This is a genomic window from Luteimonas qiangzhengi, from assembly GCF_039548515.1.
In the GTDB taxonomy this organism is placed as follows: domain Bacteria; phylum Pseudomonadota; class Gammaproteobacteria; order Xanthomonadales; family Xanthomonadaceae; genus Luteimonas.
Genome location: NZ_JBCLVE010000015.1, coordinates 18,392 through 36,028, shown reverse-complemented (window position 1 = coordinate 36,028; position 17,637 = coordinate 18,392). Strand labels below are relative to the sequence as shown.

Here is a 17,637-nt window from a genome sequence, read left to right as displayed (position 1 = left end):
GGGGCCATGCCGCTCCAGCCGCTGTTCGCCGAGGTTGACCCGGGCTGGTATGCCGATAAGGCAGGGCCCGTCGATCAGCGGCTGGTGGCCCGTGCCGGCCGCTCGCAGTTGGGGCGCAGACTGCTTGCGCGGACGTTGCTGCAGGCGGGTGCGGCCGATGCGCTGCTGGCGCCCCGGCCGGGGCATGCCATCCCCAGCGCTGTCCTGCGCTGGCCGCGTGCGCGGCTGGCGGCGCTGATCCGGGACCTGGGCGTATTGGCGTACGCACCGTTGATCCGCGCCGAGGTGGGGCGGGACTCGGTGCGCAGGCTCAAGCGGGCGCTGGGCAGCAGCTACCTGTTGCCACTGGACCGCACCATCTGGAATGCAAGGGTCGAAGACGACGTGCTGCGTCGTCAGCAGCAGGCGTGGACCCCGCTGATGGAAGCGCTGCGCACCCGCGAAGACGATGCGGCACTTCATGCGCTGTTCGAACGCCAGGGTCGCAGCGAATTGCGCGGCTGGGCAGCGCAGCGGGACCGCCCGCTGGGCGAGTGGGTGGCGCTGTTGCATCCGCCCGAAGAGCCCGGCCCCGCTCATCTGCCGGAGAAACCGGTATTGCTGCTGGTAACCCATCACGAGACCAAGAGGGAAGGGCCATGAGTGCGACAAACGCACCCGGACACAGCGCGACCCAGGGCCGACCGGCACCGCGGGTGCCGCAGGATGCCGTGGTGGTGACGGACCGGCGGGCGTTCGTGCGTTCGGTCACTGCACCGGTGGTGCCTGCCGCGGCCTGGTCCCGGCTGTCGGAGCTCGACAGCCTGCTTGACCAGGTCAATGCGCTGTATGCCCAGGCGGAAAAGGAAGTGGCAAAAGCCCGCGAGGAAGGACACGCCGCCGGCTTTGCGGAAGGCCTGGCCCGTGCGCAGCAGCAGATGACCGGCAAGATGGCCGAACTCAATGAGCGGCGCGCGCGGGTGCTGGCGGAAGCCGCGGGCAGGATCACCGACCTGTCCTGTGCCATCGTTGCCCGGATTGCCCCGGGCTTCGACGCGCTTACCGTGGTCCCACCGCTGGTGATGCAGGCCGTGGAAGCCGCCCAGGCGGAACAGTTCCTGCTGATCCGGGTCCACCCGGATGTGCGCGAGAGCGTGGAAGCCGGCCTGGGCGCGGTGCGCCAGGCGCATCCTGCCGTGGGCGTGATCGAGCTGGTGGGTGATGAAAGCCTGGATCCGCTCAGCTGCGTGGTGGTATCGGAAGCCGGAGAGGTCAGGGCGGGTGTGACCCAGCAGATCGAGGCCATCCGCGCCGCGTTGGCCGGTGCAGCTGCGGAGGCGCCTGCCTCGTGAGTGCTCCCGCCGGCGATCCGCTGCTCAGTGCGCTGTCATCCGTCACCCGGATCGAGCGCGTCGGCCGGGTGGCCGATGCCTACGGCACCCTGATCCGTGCGACCGGCCTGAAGGCCTCGATCGGCGAGCTGTGCTACCTGCGCAATCCCCGCGGTGAGGGCGATCCCGACTTCCGCCTGGCAGCCGAGGTGGTGGGCGTGGCCCGCCAACACACCCTGCTGACACCGCTGGGCGCGCTGGATGGCATTTCGGCCACCACCGAGGTCTATGCCACGGGTCGCCAGGCGGCGGTGCGCGCCGGGGATGGCCTGCTCGGTCGCGTACTGGATGCCCACGGTGAGCCGATCGACGATAAAGGGCCGCTGGGTCCGACCGTGGATGCACCGATCTACGCCGATTCGCCCAATCCGCTCAGCCGCAACCTGATCGAGCAGCCGTTTGCCACCGGGGTGCGGGCGATCGACGCCACCATGACCGCGGGTGAAGGCCAGCGCATAGGCATCTTTGCCGTCGCCGGCGGTGGCAAGAGCACCCTGCTGGGCATGCTTGCCCGCGGCGGCGATGCCGACGTCAACGTGATCGTGCTGGTCGGCGAGCGCGGCCGCGAAGTCAACGAATTCATCCATGACAACCTGGGCGAGGAAGGCATGGCCCGCTCGGTGGTGGTCGTGGCCACGTCCGACCGGCCCGCCCTGGAGCGAAGCCGCGCCGCCTGGGTCGGTACAGCGATCGCCGAGCATTTCCGTGATCGAGGCAAGCGAGTGCTGTTGCTGGTCGATTCGGTCACCCGTTTCGCCCGTGCGCTGCGCGATGTCGGTCTTGCCATCGGCGAGCCGCCGGCCCGGCGTGGTTTCCCGCCATCGGTGTTCAGTGCGCTGCCGCGCCTGTTCGAACGCGCCGGCAACAACGAACACGGCTCGATCACCGCCTTCTACACCGTGCTGGCCGAGGACGAGGACGGCGGCGATCCGATCGTCGAAGAAGTGCGCTCGATCCTTGATGGCCACATCGTGCTGTCCCGCAAGCTGGCCGCCGCTTACCACTACCCCGCGATCGACGTGCTCACCAGCCTCAGCCGCACCATGCCGCGGGTGGTGGATGAAGCGCACCTGCGGGCGGCCGGGCAATTGCGCAAATATCTGGCCAAGTACGAAGACATCGAAATGCTGCTGCAGCTGGGCGAGTACAAGCGCGGCACCGATCCGGAAGCCGACGTGGCGATCGAAAAGATCGGCCCCATCCGCAAACTGCTGCAGCAGTCGTCCACTGACCTGGTCGAGTTCAGCCAGTCTGCGGATGCAGTGAAGAAGCTGTTCCGATGAAACGCTATCCGCTCCAGACGCTGATCAAGCTGCGCGCCCATCGCACTGACAAGGCGCGCATGGAGATGCTTGAGAAGCAGGCGGCGGCACGGGCCTGTCGCGAACAGTGCGAGCGGATCGAGGCCGGAATCCAGGCGTTGGGCGAGGAGCGCGCTGCGCAGCGCCACCGTCTGCTGGATCCGCCACCGCCCGGCCAGGCCTGGCCGGTGGCGATGGAGCAGCGCGAGGCGCACATCGACCTGCTGGGCGAACGCATCGTGGCCGAACAGAAGAACCTGCAGCAGGCCCGTGAGCGACTCAAGGCCGCAGAGCAGGCGCTCGATCAGGCCCGGCAGGCCTGGGTGCGGGCAAAGGGACGCGAGGACGCACTGCACAAGCGCCGGGATGCGTGGCGGGTTGAGCAGTTTGCACTGGAAGGTCGGAAGGAAGAGGAAGCCACCGCCGATCTGCTTCAGGGCCGGACCATGCGCGGCATGGCCGGACAACAACGAGGTGACCCATGAGTATCGAACGCAGCCAGCTGTCGGATTCGGTGGGCGAAGCCCGCAAGACCGACGGTGACCGTCGTACCGGGCGCGAACCCGCACAGCCGGAAAGTTCCGAACGCTTCCGCAACCTCATGCAGAGCCGCCAGGAGGCGCGCGATGAATTCAGCGCGGCCCGTTTCAAGGGCGCAGGCGATCTGGATATGGAGCAGCGTGGCCAGGCTCAGGATGCAGCCCGCCAGGCAGCCACGGCAGATGCCGTGGAGGCGGGCCGACAGTTCAGCGGCGACAGCGAACAGATGAGGCAGTCGAACATGGATCCGGCCGAAGTGCTGGCCATGCTGCAGGCGCAGACCGCGCTGCGCGATGGTGGCCAGGCAGCCCCGGTCGCGCCGCTGTCGTCCAATCCGGCAGCCTTTGCCGACCTGGTGGAGCGACACCTGCGACAGCTCGCCGTGGCTGGGGGCAACAGCGCCGGTGATCGCGATGGCCAGGTGCTGCTGCGCATGGCCGACGCCACCCTGCCTGGGACTGATCTGCTGCTGACCAAAACGGCCGATGGCTGGCTGCTGCGTGCAGACGTACGTTCGCGCGAGAGCTTCGATGCCATCCAGGAAGCAGCGCCGGAACTGGCCAGGCGCTTTGCCGAGCGCAACCTGGGTACGTTGGAAATCGACCCGCAGTTCCATGGTTGAAACAGGTTGATACGAACCCGCTGATATAGGGTCCGCCCTAGCTTGTAGGCTTCTCTGGCAAGCGGAATACTCGAATGCAATTGATCAGGTGGCAGCAACGTTCATGGCACGACCTACCCGCCGAGCAGTGAATCGCAAACACCCGGTGTCCCCGGTCCGACTGGATCAGGTCGGTCAGGCTCCGGATGTTGCTTCCGCTGAAGATCATGATCATGAGGCTGACCAGCCCATGGGTGAGCAGGTTGCTACCGAGATCCAAGCTCTGCTGAGCGATCTGCCGGACATGACCGAAGATGGGCTCGAGAGCATCATGCAGGAATGCCGCGCAGCAATTGAGCGCGCATCCCTCGAGCCGAGTCTGAGCCTCCCCGAGCGTGGTGAATGGGTCTCCCTCATCGACGATCTCATCCAGAGTGGCGGGCTGGAGCAGGACAGCGGAGATGCTCTTGTCAGGCAGTTTGACGAAGCACTCCAGCCGCTGCAGGATCAGCAGGTCCAGCGCGCGTTGGAGCTCGCCCAGCGGATTGAGCGTGACGGCGAGACCAAAGCCCGTGAATGGCTGGCCAGCCAGGAACAGGACGAACAGACTGACCGGCAGCAGGTCGTGCAAAGCGACCGGGCCGTACTCCCTGAACACACTTCCACTACGGGATCCCGCTCCAGACGACTGCGGGGACCGCCCGCGGGCTGAGCGTCGTGGTGAACAGCCCTGTCCACAATCAGGGCTGGTGAAGTCTGTAATCAATCATTGAATTGCAAAGGGAATAATCATGAATAACTGGACCAGTGTGAACGCGCTCGTTTCCAATCTCGGCTCGCTGAACCTCAGCGGCGGCCAGACCAGTGGCAAGTCGAGCTGGCTGCATGCGATCGCCGAGGCGATGGGCAAGAAGGTGGGTGAGCTCGCCACCAGCATGACGCAGCACGCCAACGACGTTGGCAGCTCCAACGCCAAGAAGGCGGCTGGGGCCTCTGCCAAGCTGACCGCCGACAGCCAGCTGTTCTCGATGTACATGAACGCGCTGAGCACCGTGCTGAAGTCCATCGGTGAAGGCAACACCGCGGTCGCCCGCAAGCAGTAACACCCAAGCCGGGGCGGCTCACGCCGCTCCGGAACGGTGGATCAAAGAGGTCCCGGTTTCCGGGGCCTCTTTTTTTGTGCGTTGGATTTTGTGTGAAGTGGCAGATTAAGTAGCAAGCACCAGCCGCCGCCCCGCCCGCGCGCACCCGCGCCGGCAGCGTCCTGTATCTGCATGCTTCTTCAACCGGAAAGTCCGGACACCCGGACATCTCCCCAGCTTTGCGCGGGAAGAAACTATCCCTGCCTTCGAGCCAGCAGCCAGGCTCCGATGCCGGCACCGAAACCCAGCGCGGCAAGACCAAGCAGGCCTGCCAGCGAGCGCTGCTGGCCGCTGGGTACCAAAGTGGTTCCGCTGCTGCCAAACAGTGGCAGGAGCAGGACTACGGTGAACGCGAGACTGATGTAGGCGGTGAGTGCCAGCAGCCAGTAAAGCCGGTGGAAAGTGCGGTCGGCCCGCTCTTCCGCGCTTTGTTCTTGGCTGCGCGCACCGGTATGGCCAGGGGGTGTCGTGCTAATCCCGTGTTGCAGGCCTGAGCGTCCGGTCCCCGCTCGCTGGCGTGCAGCCGTGGTCACCGTATGGCCATGGGCCGGGACCACTCCATCGCTGCGGGCCTGGGCCGGCGTGCCCGCGAGCATCGGGTTGCCGCCTGCTGTCGCGACGGCTCCCTGGCCAGGAACCGCCGCCTGGGCCGCAACTACAGCTGGATTCAACGATTGCGGATTGCCAGCGGCCTGTAGCAATACAGTGGCCTGTGGGTTGCCCGCAGGCGATGCCAGAAAACCCGCTGCCTGGGCGGCAGCGGCCTGGGAGCCGGCAACGTGTGCATTATTGGGATAAGCGGCGGCCGGTGTCGCAGCGGGCGCGGATGATGTCAGGACTGACGCTGGCGCCGTGCTCAACACCGAAGCAGAAGCAGCCGAAGCTGATGTTGGGCTCGGGTGAGTGCCCTGTGGGCTTGTGAGTACAGCGGCGGGGTTGGGGGCCGCCTGGGCGCCGTTGGCACGCATTGCCAAAAATGCAGAGGGCAGGGTCTGAGCCGGTGCCTGGGTGAGACCCGCTTGGCCCATCAGATTGGCAGGAACCGTCATGCCCGGAGCCGTCGCGATGCCCGGTGAACCGGGGCTGGCGGATTGCGCCATGCCATGCGTCTGGATCGGGCCCGTTGTCTGGGCGGGGAAGGCAGTCCGCAGCATCTGGGCAAAGGCGGCCAATGTTTGGATCACCGGCGCCGGGGCAAGTGGGCTGGCCTGCATTCCTGAAGCGGGTGTCCAGAGTGAGGCATTGGCCGGACCGGAGTTGTTCGGTCGCCCGTTCGCTGCCTCGGGCCTCAATGCGGTGGCGTCTGGCAGGACGGACAACAGGCCGCGCGCTGCTGCGACGGTTTCTCCCAGCGCGCCGCGCAAGCTGGACTGGGCAGAAGACGCTGGAGAAGTTGCCTGGCCCGGCAACGGGAAATTTGCCGGGAGGGCCGAATTGCCTGCAGGTCCCTGCGCACGTGGTGACTGCGCAGCGTCCGGAAGAGTGGGAGGCGCGAGCATCGGCGCGCTGTTCCGGCCAGGTGCGCGTGAGGCCGCGGCTGAGTCCGCGAACTGCTGGGGGCTGATTGCACGGGGTGTGTCGAAGGCAACATGACCGCCTCCCCCACCTGCCCAGGGAAAAGCCCCAGGGCCGCGTCCTGGGGCGGAAAATCCGAGCCCCAGAGGGTGACCACCACCGGACGGGCCGTTGGAAACGTGGCGGAACAGCGTTGAGGAGAGTGAGGAATGGAGAGAATGCAGCGGTGAGCCTCCCCCTCCTCCTCCTCCTCCGATCAGCGAGGAGATGACTCTGGATGGGCTCGGGAAGGACACCATGCCAATGCTCCGGGAGCGGTTGGGCGCAACGCCCCCCTCGTCGCGCGTCTTGCTGTAACGCTACCCGTGCAGGTGACCTTTGAAAGCTGGGGCTGACCCTAGGACCCGAATATCAGCTTCCGGTGTTCAGCGCTTCGCGTTTCAGCGTGCGGCGCTGCTCCCGCGGCAGGCTCCAGTCGTTGTTGAACAGCGCCGGCTCCCAGCCGCCGTAGGTGGGGTTGGGCAGCATCCACCAGCGTTCCCCGAACCAGCTGTTGTGTTCCACCACGGCGGCGTCGCGCGCCTGGCTGGTGTTGGCGGTCAGGTGGATGAAGTCGGTGAGCTGGTCGCCGAACTGCATCAGCACGCGGTGGCTGCGACCCACCAGCTGGCGGCGGCAGAACTTGCCGCTGCGGCTGCCTGCCTGCTCGCAGTTGGCCACTTCCATGCCCAGGCCCAGGAAAACGTCGTCATGCGCCACCGGCAGGCCGAGGGCGCGCAGGTTGGCCAGCGTGGCGTCCTTCAGCCGGTGCTCGCGGTTGGTGACGTAATACAGGGTCACGCCCCGCTGGCTGGCGGCGTGTGCAAACTCCAGCACGCCGGGCACCAGGGTCGCGCGCTGTTCGGCCACCCATTCGGCCCAGGTGTCGTCGTCGTACTCCAGCCCGTCGCGGACCAGCCGCGCCTGGTAGATGGAGTTGTCGAGCACGGTTTCGTCGATATCCAGGATCACCGCCGGCGGCAGGCCGTGCCATTCGCCCGGGTTGTCGCGCTCGGCGGCCACGAGGGCATCCCACTGTGGATCGGCCAGCGCGGCATCGAGCTGGTTGACGGCTCCGCGATAAAGCGAAATCAGCGTGGTTTCAAATTCCTGCGAGCGCTGGACCCACAGCACGGCGTTGAGGTTGTCGTCGGTCGTGGCCGTGGGGGCAGTGGGTGCCGAGGCGACCGGCACGCTGGCACAGCCGGCGATGACCAGCGCCAACAGCGGCGTGAGCAGGAGGATCTGGGAAGGACGTTGCGCCTGCATGGCTGGCTCCGGAATGGGGTGGCCGCCGAGTGTACCCAAGCGGGTACTCAAGCGGTTCGGCGGCGGGGGTCAGTCGTTGAGCAGGGCCTGGATCGCAGCGAAGCCCGCGTTGGCGCGTTCCTGTTTGCGTGCAGCATCGGCCACCGGGTCGGCGCCATCGCGCTGCAGTTCGCCAGGCGGCAATTCATCCAGGAAGCGGCTGGGCTCCAGACGCAGCTTGCTGCCCCACTTCTGCACCTCGCGCGGATAGGACAGCCACAGCCGCTCCTTGGCCCGGGTGATGCCGACGTAGAGCAGGCGGCGCTCCTCATCCAGGCTGCCTTCGTCGATGCTGGCTTCGTGGGGCAGGGTGCCGTCGCTGACACCGATCACGAACACGCAGCGGAACTCCAGCCCCTTGGCCGCGTGCATGCTCATCAGGCGCACCTGGTTGCCGCCTTCGTCGCGGTCGGCGTGGGTCAGCAGGGCCAGCTGCGCGGCGAGCTCGGCGGCACCGGCGCCACGGTTCTGGCGGCCGGGGCCGGCTTCGAACCAGTCGGCCAGCTCGTCCAGGTTGCCGCGGCGGATGGTGAACTGGGCCTCGTTCTTGCACTGGGCGCGCAGCGCCGCCAGCAGCCCGGAGCGCTCGCACAGGCTGCGGACCAGATCGGCCGGCGGCAGCCGCGAGGCGTCGGCGCGCAGCCTGCCAAGGATGTCGGCGAACCCGCCCAGCGCACTGCCTGCCCGGGCCGGCAGCTGCTTGAGCACACTGATCGATTCGATCGCCCGCGCCATCGGCATGCCGGCGTTGCGGGCCAGCTCCGCCAGTCGTGCCAGGGTGGTCGCGCCCACCTCGCGCCGCGGCGACTGCACCGCGCGCAGGAAGGCGGAATCGTCATCGGGATTGGCCACCAGCCGCAGCCACGACAGCGCGTCCTTGACCTCGGCCCGCTCCAGGAACGCCGTGCCTCCGGACAGGTGATAGGGCACGCGGATCAGCTGCAGGGCCTTCTCCAGCGCCCGGGACTGGTAGTTGCTGCGGAACAGGATGCAGAAATCGCTCCACGGGATCTGCTGCGAGTTGTGAAGGAAGTCGATCTCTGCCGCGACCCGTTCCGCCTCGTGGGCGGCGTCGCGGCACTCCCAGACCCGGATCCGCTCGCCATCCGCGCGGTCGCTCCACAGGGTCTTGAGATGTTCATGTGGATTGTTGGCGATCAGCGCGTTGGCCGCCCGCAGCACGCGGTTGGAGCAGCGGTAGTTCTGCTCCAGCATGACGACCTTCAGGTCCGGATAATCCTGTCCCAGTTGCGACAGGTTTTCCGGGTTGGCGCCGCGCCAGGCGTAGATGCTCTGGTCGTCATCGCCCACGCAGGTGAAATTGCCCGCCGGCCCGGCCAATGCTTTCAGCAGGCGGTATTGCGCGTCGTTGGTGTCCTGGCATTCGTCCACCAGCAGGTAGCCGATGCGTTCGCGCCAGCCCAGCCGCGCGTCTTCATCATTCTCCAGGATCTGCACTGGCAGGCGGATCAGATCATCGAAATCCACCGCGTTGAACGTTTCCAGCCGCGCCTGGTAGCGCGCATACAGCGCGGCCGCCTCGTGCTCGCGGTTGGTGCGGGCGGCCGCAGCCGCTTCTTCCGGTGACAGGCAGGCGTTTTTGGCCCGCGACACCAGCTGCTGCATCGACTGGACCACGTCGGACTTGGCGCCGGGCAGCAGGTCGCGGAACTGGCCCAGGCAATCGTCCATGTCGAATACCGAAAACCCGCGCCGCAGCCCCACGCGTTCATGCTCGATCTGCAGCATCCGCAGGCCCAGAGCGTGAAACGTGCATACCGTCAGGCCTTCCGCACCATCGCCGCGGATCCGCTGCGCCACCCGCTCGCGCATTTCCTTGGCCGACTTGTTGGTGAAGGTGATCGCCGCGATGCGTCGGGCGGGGTAGCGGCCGGAGCTGATCAGCTGGGCGATCTTTTCAACGATCACGCGGGTTTTGCCGCTGCCGGCACCCGCCAGCACCAGCAGGGGGCCATCGGCGTATGCGACGGCGGCGGATTGTTGTGGATTGAGCATTGCAGAAGCGAAAGATCGGCCGCGCGGACGGGCCGCAAGTTTACAGGGTCGGGCTGGCCGCTTTCGGCGGGTATCATTCAGCGCGGCCGTGTCGCGATGCAGATCATAGGGAGAGGATTTGATGCGTCATCATCTTGTTGCGGCGGTGATCATCGGCGCGCTGGCCGGTGCGCCGACGTTGTTTCCTGCGTACGCCCAGGTCAGTGAAGATCAGCTGGTTACCAGCGAAACATTCCTGTCCGCCCATCCGGACCTCAGGTTCCGCCACCTGGGATTGAAGGCCCAGGGGGAGGGGCGCCCTGAGGAAGCATTCGTCTTTTTCCGGCGTGCGGCCCGCTACGCGGACAAGGTGTCGCAGGCGATGGTTGCGGAGATGCTGTGGACCGGCGAGGGCGTCGAGCGGGACCCGGTGCTGGCTTACGCATGGATGGACCTTGCCGCGGAGCGGTCCTACCGGGGCTTTCTGACCCTGCGCGAGCGGTATTGGAACCGGCTGGACCCGGAGCAGCAGGCGGAAGCCATCCGCCGTGGGGAGGCGGTATACGCCGAATATGGCGACGCAACGGCGCGTCCAAGAATCGATGGGGCCCTGCGCAGGGCGCGCAGCCGGATGACGGGAAGCCGCACCGGTTTCACCGGCAACGTGCAGATCTTCATCGCCGGCCCGGGTGGGCAGATGCTGAGCATCGACGGCAGCCGTTTCTATGATCCCAAGTTCTGGGATCCCGAGCTGTACCAGGCCTGGCACGATGCGGTGTGGATGGAGCCGCGGACCGGAAACGTGGATATCGGTGACATCGAGGCGGTGAAGCAGGACGAATCGCCCGAGGGCGACTGATTCATCGGTTGCAGGTGTTGCAGGTGTTGCAGGTGTTGCCGACTGGCCGTGGGCGGGGGCATTAAACTTCCCCCATGGCCAAGCTCTATTTCTACTATTCGGCGATGAACGCCGGCAAGACCACCACCCTGCTGCAGTCGGCGCACAACTACCGCGAGCGCGGCATGCGCACCCTGATTCTCACCCCGGCGCTGGACGACCGCGCCGGCAGCGGGCGGGTCGCCTCGCGGATCGGGCTGCAGGCCGAAGGCGTGGCGTTTGCCGCCACTGACGACCTGCAGGTGCTGGTGCAGCGTGAGATCGCCGCCAACGGCATCCTGCACTGCGTGCTGGTGGACGAGGCGCAGTTTTTGAGCCGCAGCCAGGTCTGGCAGCTGAGCGAGGTGGCCGATGCGCTGGGTGTGCCGGTGCTGTGCTACGGGCTGCGCACCGATTTTCGCGGGGAGCTGTTTGAAGGCAGCCAGTACCTGCTGGCCTGGGCCGATGAGCTGGTGGAGATCAAGACCATCTGCCACAGCGGCAGCAAGGCCACGATGACGGTGCGCGTGGACGAGGCCGGCTTTGCGGTACAGGCCGGCCCGCAGCTGGAGATTGGCGGCAATGGACGCTACGTGTCGGTGAGCCGCGCGGAGTTCAAGAAGATCATGCAGGGCCAGGGCCGGATCGAGCCGCTGCAGCCGGATCTGCCGCTGGACTGACCAGGCTCTGGCGTAGCCGGTCAGGGCGCCGTGTCTGTCGGATCGATGGTTGCGGCGGTTTCGCAGGCCTGTCGCAGGTCGCGGATTTCGGCGGCGATTGCCCCGCCTTCGGGCAGCGCTGCATGGACCGTGCCGTCCAGGCTTCGTAGAGATTGGCGGGCCTGGGCGGCGGTTTGGGCATCTTCGCAGTCGGCCGCGGCCAGCTGGGCGCGGGCGAGCCAGGACACCGCGCGCGCCGGCCCGTGTGCAGGGCGCTGTGCCAGCTGTTGCAGTCGCCGCGACGCGTCGGGATCCCCCTGGCGCAGGTCGAATACCGCCTGGGACAGTTCGATCTCCAGCGTGGTCGGATGATCGGGACTTCCATCGCGCAGGGCCGCCTGCCGGGCACGGCTGTAGGCGTCACGGGCCTGTGCGGGCTGACCCAGCGCGGCCAGCGTTTCAGCGAGCAGGCGCAACGCGCGCGCCGACCCCGCCGGAGGTGAGAGATCTGATTCGTCGGAAGCGGCTTGAAGTGCCTGTTCCAGACTGGCCAGGGCCTCGCGGTGGCGGCGGTCGCGGCTCAGGATCATGGCCCGGTCGGTCAGGGCTATGACCAGACGGGGCGTATCAGGTTGGCCCTTCCAGATCGTCAGGGCCTCGTCCAGATGCTCCAGGGCGGCGGTTCGCTGGCCCTGCTCCCAGACAGTGAGCGCCAGCGCATGGTGGGCCGCTGCCACTTCCGGATGGGCCGCTCCCAGGCGCGTACGCAGCTTGGTCAACACTTCCGCCTGCAGTGCCGCGGCCTCACCGTAACGTCCCAGCGCCGCCAGCAGCACAGCATGGTCCCGCTGGGCGTCGATGGTGGTGCGGTGCTGCTCGCCATGCAGGCCAGCCGACAGGGTGGCCGCCCGCGCGCAGGTGCCCAGCGCAGCCTGCTGCTGGCCCGCATTCCAGCGCTGGGTGCAGAGCTCGCGCAGCACCCGGATGGTCATGGGGTTGCGATCGCCCACCGTGTCCTGCAATTGGGCCAGTGCTGCCGTCAGGCCGGACAGCGCTTCCTGCGGGTGGCCGGCGTCGGCTTCCAGCCCGGCCAGGTCCGCCATGTTTTCGCCGATCCCGGAGCTTCCCGCCAGACGGTCGCGGCGCAGCGACAGCGAGCGGCGGAACAGCGCGCTGGCGTGTTCGCTCTCATGAAGATCGCGATGACAGCGGCCAAGCTGGGAATAGAAGCCGCTGGCCTGGCGCGGCAGCCGTCGCTCTTCGCGGCGGGCCAGAGATTGCAGCGGACGCATGTGTTCGATGCATTCGGCCGGCTGCCGGGTGAGGCGCAACGCCCGGCCCAGGTCGGTGGTTGCTTCCAGCCGCAACCCAGCCGGGGCGCTGTCCACGGTGGCCAGCAATCCGGCCTGGCGGCGCAGCAGGTCCAGCGCCTGCGGGTGGTCGCCCAGGCCCAGCCGCAGCCTGGCAATCACACCCAGCAGCCCGGCCCGTGCCACCGGCTGCGCGGCCAGCTCCACTTCACCCCGTTCCACGCCGGCTTCCAGCAGCTGGCGCACATCCAGCGGTGCGCCCTCCGGACCCTCGCCGGCATCCTGGAACAGGCTGATGACAAAGTTCTGCATGGCCTGCGCGCGGCCGGCATCCAGCAGTGACTGGCGCGATTGCCAAGCCACCAGTCCCAGCGCCGAGGACAGCGCCACCACCCCAAGCAGGGCGGTGGCCAGTGGCCAGCGGTGGCGGCGGATGAACTTGCCGACCCGATAGCCCAGCCGCTGGGGGCGGGCCAGGACCGGACGGCCTTCCAGGTAACGCTGCAGGTCCAGGGCCATGGCTTCGACCGAGGCATAGCGGTGCTCGTAGCGCTTGGACAGCGCCTTGAGGACGATGTTGTCCAGGTCTCCGGCCACCACGCGGGCGCGCCGCTGCAGTGATTGGGTGGCCTGCGGTTCGGTGTCGGCCCGTCGTAGCAGGGCCTGCGAGGGACGGATGGGGTCGCTGGCCAGGATCGCCTCTTCCCACTGGGCGTCACTGGGCCGCTTGGGCACGTAGGGTTTGGTGCCGGCCAGCAATTCATACAGCACCACGCCGAGTGAATACACATCGGTCAGCGTGGACACCGGTTCGCCGCGGATCTGTTCGGGCGCGGCGTAGTGCAGGGTGAAAGCGCGCGCGCCGGTGCGGGTCTGCTCCGGGGTGTCGACGCTGTCGAGCAGCTTGGCAATGCCGAAGTCGAGCAGGCGCACTTCATCCAGCGGCGTGACCAGAATATTGGATGGCTTGAGGTCGCGGTGGACGATCAGGTTGGCGTGGGCGTGGCTGACCGCGTCACAGACCTGCAGGAACAGCTGCACCAGCGGACGTACCGCCAGGCCGCGGCGAGCGCACCAGTCGCTGATCGGCTCGCCGTCCACATAGTCCAGCGCCAGGTAGGGCTGGTTGTCGGCGCTGATGCCTGCATCCAGCAGGCGGGCAATGTGGGCGTGTTCAAGCCGGGCCAGGATCTCGCGCTCACGGGTGAAGCGCAGGCGCAGGCCGGGGTCGGCCAGGCCGGGACGCAGCAGCTTCAGCGCCACCCGCCGCTGGTACAGCCCGTCGGAGCGGCTGGCCAGCCACACCTGGCCCATGCCGCCTTCTCCCAGCAGGCGTTCCAGCCGGTAGGGCCCAACCTCAAGACCGGGCCGCATACCGGGCAGCGGCGCCACCAGCGGGGTGTGCAGAAAGCCTTCCCGACCCTGTTCCAGGGCCAGCAGTTTTTCCAGCTCGTCGGCCAGGCCCGGGTCGTCTTCGCGTAATGAGGCAAGGCTGGACTGGCGTTCGGCCGGCTCCAGCTCCAGCAGCGCATCCAGCAGTGGAGACAGTTTGAGCCAGCGTTCGGCGTCCATGGCCGATCAGCCGCGGCAGCGGCGCAGGTCCGCCGTCGCAGGTTCAGTCGGCCGGGTCATCCTGCAGCATCGCCAGCAGGTACAGCCGCGCTTTCTGCCAGTCCCGCCGCACGCTGCGCTCGGAGCGCTCCATCAGCGTGGCGATTTCAACCTCGGACAGACCGGCGAAATAACGCAGCTCCACCACGCGTGCCAGGCGCTCGTCGGTAGCGGCCAGGCTGTTGAGGGCGGCATCCAGTGCCAGCATGTCCTCGTCCAGGTGCAGTCCGCCGGGAAGATCCTCGGGCAGGTCGGTGACCCGATGCATGTCGCCGCCGCGCTTGCGGGCCATGCGCTGGCGCGCGTAGTCCACCACCACGCTGCGCATGGCCGAGGCGGCGTAGGCAAAGAAGTGGGTGCGATCCTCGAACTTCGCGGCGCGCCCGCCGGCAAGTTTCATATAGGCCTCGTGGACCAGCGCGGTCGCGTCCAGGGTCTGTCCATACTGGCCCGCCAGCTGGCGCCGTGCCATGGAGTGCAGCTCCTGGTACAGGGTGGAAAGCACCCGGTCGAGCGCGCCGCGATCGCCATCCCGGGCGGCGTCCAGCCATTGGGTGATATCTGCGCTATCCGCCATCCCTGTCCCCTGCGGTGATGGAATGACTATATACCTTAGTTTATGAGGCTGTGTGGCGTGACGCCGGGACGCTCAGCGCTGGCAGTGGCCGCACCACACCGAGGTGCGCTGGCCGATCAGGGCCTGCTTCAGGGGGCGGCCGCAGTGCTGGCAGGGCTGGCCGCCACGGCCATAGGTGGACAGTTCCTGTTCGAAATAGCCGGGCGCGCCATCCGGGGTCAGGAAGTCGCGCAGGGTGGTGCCGCCGCGCTCGATTGCGGCCAGCAGGATCTGCTTCACCGCCGCGGCCAGTGCTTCGTAGCGCTCGCGCGAGATGCGTCCGGCCGGCCGCAGTGGGGAAATGCCGGCCATGAACAGCGCTTCGGCGGCATAGATATTGCCCACGCCGACCACGGTCTTCTGGTCCATCAGGAAGGTCTTGATCGGGGCCCGGCGCCCGCGGGAGCGCGACCACAGCCAAGCGCCGCTGAAGTCTTCGGACAGGGGTTCCGGGCCCAGCGCCTGCAGCAGCGGGTGGTGCTCGCCGGGGGGCTGCCAGAGCAGGCAGCCGAAGCGGCGCGGATCGTTGAAGCGCATCGCCTGGCCGCTGTCCAGCACCAGGTCGAAATGATCATGGGCGCGGACCGGGGTGGTCGCGTCGATCACCCGCAGGCTGCCGGACATGCCCAGGTGGATCAGCGCGCTGCCGGCACCGGTTTCCAGCAGCAGGTATTTGGCCCGCCGATGCACGCCGTTGACGCGTTGTCCGGGCAGCAGGGCCTGGATCTCGGGCGGAATCGGCCAGCGCAGATCGGGCCGGCGCAGGATGACCTGGCCAACGGTGCGCCCGGTCAGGTGGGGCGCCAGGCCGCGGCGGGTGGTTTCAACTTCGGGAAGTTCGGGCATCCGCTCAAGGTGGTGGCGACGGCGTGGGTGCGCAAGGCCACAAAGCACAGGGCCGGTGCTGAATGCGGTCCCTGCCGGACGCCGGCAAGGATGGCAATCGGCACCAGCAGCCTCCATCATGATCGGTCTTCCCCTCGTTACGGTACCGCCCTCCCCATGCCCGCGTTTCTGCTTGATTTCCTTGCCGGTGGCCTGCTGCAGTTCGGTTTCTGGCAGCTTGCCCTCGTTCTCCTGGTGGCCACCCAGCTGACGATCCTTGCGGTCACCCTGTATCTGCACCGCAGCCAGGCCCATCGCGGCGTGGACTTCCATCCGGTCATCGCGCATTTCTTCCGCTTCTGGACGTGGCTGACCACGTCGATGATCACCCGCGAGTGGGTGGCCATCCACCGCAAGCACCACGCCAAGTGCGAGACCGAGGAAGATCCGCACAGCCCGATGCACAAGGGCATCGGCAACGTGTTCTGGCGCGGGGTGGAGCTGTACCGGGAAGCCCGCCGCCAGCGCGGCGACATGGAGCAGTACGGCAAGGGCACGCCGGACGACTGGATCGAGCGCCGGCTGTATACCCCCTGGGCCACGATGGGGCCGGTGGTGCTGCTGGTGATCCAGTTCACCCTGTTCGGCTTTGCCGGGGTCGCGATCTGGGCGATCCAGATGGCATGGATCCCGTTCTGGGCGGCTGGCGTGGTCAACGGCCTGGGCCACTGGTGGGGCTATCGCAACTTTGAAACCAACGACACCGCCACCAACCTGACCCCCTGGGCGGTATGGATCGGTGGCGAAGAGCTGCACAACAACCACCACGCGTTTCCCAGTTCGGCCAAGTTCGCGCTGCGCCGCTGGGAGCTGGATATCGGCTGGCTGGTGATCCGCGGGCTTCAGAAGCTGCGCCTGGCCAAGGTGCTGCGGGTGGCGCCGTCGCTGGATGTGCGGCCCAACATCAACGTGCCCGATACCGACACCATGCGCGCGCTGCTGGCGCTGCGCTTCCAGGCCATGACCGACTACCAGCGCAAGGTGCTCAAGCCGGCGCTGCGCGAGGAAGCGCGGCTGGCCGGCGAGAAAATGCGCGCGCTGCTGCCGCGCAAGCTGCGCAAGGGCCTGGCCGATGATGGCCGCTGGCTCCAGCCCGAAGCCCGCGAACAGCTGCAGCGCTGGGTGGAAGAGCGCCCGCGGATCCACACCCTGATCGAATACCGGGCGCGCCTGCGCAACGTGCTGGAAGCCCGCAGCCATGACGCTTCCGAGCGCCTGGCCCAGCTGCAGGAATGGTGCAGGGAAGCCGAAGAAAGCGGCAACCGCCTGCTGCACGACTATGCACAGCGGCTCAAGGGCTATTCACTGCAGAACGCGCGGACGTGATTTCGCGCGCCGCAGGTTCCCGTCGCCAACCGCCCATGCGGCGATCGGCGCTGGGGCCTGCGGCGATCGCGTTGATACTGCTGCTGGCGCCGGGGTTGGCAGCGGCCCAGGTGCAGGCCACCGCCGAGTATCTTGAGCGGATGGATACCGATGCCGATGGCCGGGTCTCGCTGGATGAGTACCTGGCCTGGATGACCTATGCGTTCGAACGCATGGACCGCAATGGCGACGGCGTGCTGACAGCCGATGAGCTTCCGGGTGGCAAGGGCCGGCAGGTGACGCTTGCCGAGCACCGGGCGCGGCTGACCGAGCGCTTCAACCGCCAGGACGCCAACCGCGACGGCTTCCTGGACGGGCGTGAGCTGGCCGCGCCGCCGCGCTGAAAAAATCCAGTAATTTCCCGCAGTTACGCGGAAAGTATGTAAGACCAAGGTCGACTGGGTTCCCCCGCCGCTCCTTCCTACATTCAGGCCTCGATGTCACCCGTTGAAACCTGCCGGCACTCCTGCCGCGGGCACGGGGCAGCATGCATGCGCTGCGGC

17 protein-coding genes are annotated in these 17,637 nt (G+C 67.4%); 10 read left to right on the top strand and 7 right to left on the bottom strand.

Annotated elements, in window-relative coordinates:
* Positions 1–6: 6 nt before the first annotated feature.
* The 5 genes from WCE59_RS12045 to WCE59_RS12025 are packed head-to-tail and all read left to right on the top strand — an operon-like array spanning position 7 to position 3,833.
* Positions 7–642, top strand: coding sequence for a hypothetical protein (locus WCE59_RS12045; RefSeq protein WP_343259021.1), 636 nt, complete (start codon positions 7–9; stop codon positions 640–642).
* The gene (locus tag WCE59_RS12040) at positions 639–1,331 is read left to right on the top strand and encodes a FliH/SctL family protein (RefSeq protein ID WP_343259020.1); all 693 of its coding nucleotides are present in this window, start codon (positions 639–641) and stop codon (positions 1,329–1,331) included. The genes WCE59_RS12045 and WCE59_RS12040 overlap by 4 nt, the downstream gene beginning before the upstream one ends.
* Positions 1,328–2,653 carry a FliI/YscN family ATPase gene (locus WCE59_RS12035; RefSeq protein WP_343259019.1) on the top strand — a complete coding sequence of 442 codons (1,326 nt, stop codon included), beginning with the start codon at positions 1,328–1,330 and terminating at the stop codon, positions 2,651–2,653. The genes WCE59_RS12040 and WCE59_RS12035 overlap by 4 nt, the downstream gene beginning before the upstream one ends.
* A complete protein-coding gene (locus tag WCE59_RS12030) occupies positions 2,650–3,156 on the top strand; it encodes a hypothetical protein (protein WP_343259018.1) in 507 nt (168 codons plus the stop codon). The genes WCE59_RS12035 and WCE59_RS12030 overlap by 4 nt, the downstream gene beginning before the upstream one ends.
* Positions 3,153–3,833, top strand: coding sequence for a hypothetical protein (locus WCE59_RS12025; RefSeq protein WP_343259017.1), 681 nt, complete (start codon positions 3,153–3,155; stop codon positions 3,831–3,833). The genes WCE59_RS12030 and WCE59_RS12025 overlap by 4 nt, the downstream gene beginning before the upstream one ends.
* Positions 3,834–3,870: 37 nt before the next feature.
* Here WCE59_RS12025 and WCE59_RS12020 read toward each other — a convergent pair whose 3' ends face one another.
* Positions 3,871–4,443 (bottom strand): hypothetical protein, encoded by a 573-nt coding sequence (locus WCE59_RS12020; protein WP_343259016.1) that lies wholly within the window; start codon positions 4,441–4,443, stop codon positions 3,871–3,873.
* Positions 4,444–4,603: 160 nt separating this feature from the next.
* Between WCE59_RS12020 and WCE59_RS12015 the strand changes: the two genes are divergently transcribed.
* Complete coding sequence (locus WCE59_RS12015) at positions 4,604–4,915, top strand: hypothetical protein (protein ID WP_343259015.1); 312 nt, start codon at positions 4,604–4,606, stop codon at positions 4,913–4,915.
* A gap of 233 nt (positions 4,916–5,148) precedes the next feature.
* Here the strand turns inward: WCE59_RS12015 and WCE59_RS12010 are convergent, their stop codons facing one another.
* The 3 genes from WCE59_RS12010 to WCE59_RS12000 all read right to left on the bottom strand — a co-directional run bounded on the left by WCE59_RS12010 (position 5,149) and on the right by WCE59_RS12000 (position 9,832).
* Complete coding sequence (locus tag WCE59_RS12010) at positions 5,149–6,168, bottom strand: hypothetical protein (protein ID WP_343259014.1); 1,020 nt, start codon at positions 6,166–6,168, stop codon at positions 5,149–5,151.
* A gap of 712 nt (positions 6,169–6,880) precedes the next feature.
* Entirely contained in the window at positions 6,881–7,777 is an 897-nt protein-coding gene (locus WCE59_RS12005; RefSeq protein WP_343259013.1) for a 5'-nucleotidase, lipoprotein e(P4) family, read from the bottom strand.
* Between the two features lie 69 nt (positions 7,778–7,846).
* Positions 7,847–9,832, bottom strand: coding sequence for a UvrD-helicase domain-containing protein (locus WCE59_RS12000; RefSeq protein ID WP_343259012.1), 1,986 nt, complete (start codon positions 9,830–9,832; stop codon positions 7,847–7,849).
* Positions 9,833–9,953: 121 nt separating this feature from the next.
* Between WCE59_RS12000 and WCE59_RS11995 the strand changes: the two genes are divergently transcribed.
* Both WCE59_RS11995 and WCE59_RS11990 read left to right on the top strand, forming a co-directional pair.
* Complete coding sequence (locus tag WCE59_RS11995; RefSeq protein ID WP_343259011.1) at positions 9,954–10,670, top strand: hypothetical protein; 717 nt, start codon at positions 9,954–9,956, stop codon at positions 10,668–10,670.
* Positions 10,671–10,744: 74 nt separating this feature from the next.
* The gene (locus WCE59_RS11990) at positions 10,745–11,368 is read left to right on the top strand and encodes a thymidine kinase (protein WP_343259010.1); all 624 of its coding nucleotides are present in this window, start codon (positions 10,745–10,747) and stop codon (positions 11,366–11,368) included.
* A 20-nt stretch (positions 11,369–11,388) separates the two neighbouring features.
* Here the strand turns inward: WCE59_RS11990 and WCE59_RS11985 are convergent, their stop codons facing one another.
* From WCE59_RS11985 to mutM, 3 genes are all read right to left on the bottom strand, one after another.
* Positions 11,389–14,229 (bottom strand): serine/threonine-protein kinase, encoded by a 2,841-nt coding sequence (locus WCE59_RS11985; RefSeq protein ID WP_343259009.1) that lies wholly within the window; start codon positions 14,227–14,229, stop codon positions 11,389–11,391.
* A 43-nt stretch (positions 14,230–14,272) separates the two neighbouring features.
* Complete coding sequence (locus WCE59_RS11980; protein WP_343259008.1) at positions 14,273–14,845, bottom strand: ECF-type sigma factor; 573 nt, start codon at positions 14,843–14,845, stop codon at positions 14,273–14,275.
* 72 nt (positions 14,846–14,917) lie between these two features.
* Positions 14,918–15,730, bottom strand: coding sequence for a bifunctional DNA-formamidopyrimidine glycosylase/DNA-(apurinic or apyrimidinic site) lyase (gene mutM, locus WCE59_RS11975; protein ID WP_343259007.1), 813 nt, complete (start codon positions 15,728–15,730; stop codon positions 14,918–14,920).
* A gap of 156 nt (positions 15,731–15,886) precedes the next feature.
* On the opposite strand from mutM, the gene WCE59_RS11970 reads away from it, so the two are divergent.
* Both WCE59_RS11970 and WCE59_RS11965 read left to right on the top strand, forming a co-directional pair.
* On the top strand, positions 15,887–17,095 hold the full coding sequence (locus WCE59_RS11970; RefSeq protein ID WP_343259006.1) for a DesA family fatty acid desaturase: 1,209 nt from the start codon (positions 15,887–15,889) through the stop codon (positions 17,093–17,095).
* Between the two features lie 35 nt (positions 17,096–17,130).
* Positions 17,131–17,478: a hypothetical protein gene (locus WCE59_RS11965; protein ID WP_343259005.1), complete on the top strand. Its 348-nt coding sequence runs from the start codon at positions 17,131–17,133 to the stop codon at positions 17,476–17,478.
* Positions 17,479–17,637 lie beyond the last annotated feature (159 nt).